The 750-nt window shown below is 64.3% G+C and carries 1 protein-coding gene; it reads left to right on the top strand.

Annotation, left to right across the window (positions count from 1 at the left end; genetic code table 11):
- Nucleotides 1–100: 100 nt before the first annotated feature.
- Nucleotides 101–750, top strand: a 650-nt coding sequence (locus tag RM572_RS28655; RefSeq protein ID WP_311676291.1) for a serine hydrolase domain-containing protein, incomplete at its 3' end; no start/stop codon positions are given.

Here is a 750-nt window from a genome sequence, read left to right on the forward strand (position 1 = left end):
CCCACACGGCGTCCAAGGCGCGGCGGACAGGAACTTCTCCTGTACGGTCCGCGGGTTCTCGAAATTGTTCCCAGGCCGGAAGTACGGCGGCGGGGCGCTGGTGATTCTGCAGGACGGAGCGCCGGTCGTCGACGTCTGGACCGGCTATTCGGATCGTGACGGTACACAACATTGGACGGCCGACACCGGCGCGATGGTGTTCTCCGCGACAAAGGGAATGGCCTCGACAGTCATCCATCGGCTCGTCGACCGCGGTCTGATCGAATACGACAGCCCGGTGAGCGCGTACTGGCCTGAATTCGCGGCCAGCGGCAAATCCGCGATCACGGTGCGGCAGGTGATGGCGCACGAGGCCGGGCTGTCTCAGCTCAATGGCGTCAGCAAAGCCGATCTGCTGGATCACCTGGTGATGGAGGGTCGGGTTGCCGCCGCGCCGGTCAACTCGATTCTGTTCGGTAAGCCGGCTTACCACGCCCTGACCTACGGCTGGTTGTTGTCAGGTCTGGCCCGTGCCGTGACCGGGCAGAGCATGCGTGAGCTGTTCCGTGTCGAGTTGGCGGAACCGCTGGGGACAGACGGTCTTCACCTGGGACGCCCACCGGTGGGGTCTCCCACCCGGGCCGCGCAAATCCTTCTGCCACAACGTCATTGGCCCAACCATATCTTCGACTTTCTTGCGCCGAGGGTCGCTGCGCTGAACTTCTCCCGGGCCTTCGGCTCGATGTACTTCCCCGGCGTGATGTCGCTGGT

Source organism: Streptomyces hazeniae (assembly GCF_031845485.1).
GTDB lineage: Bacteria > Actinomycetota > Actinomycetes > Streptomycetales > Streptomycetaceae > Streptomyces > Streptomyces hazeniae.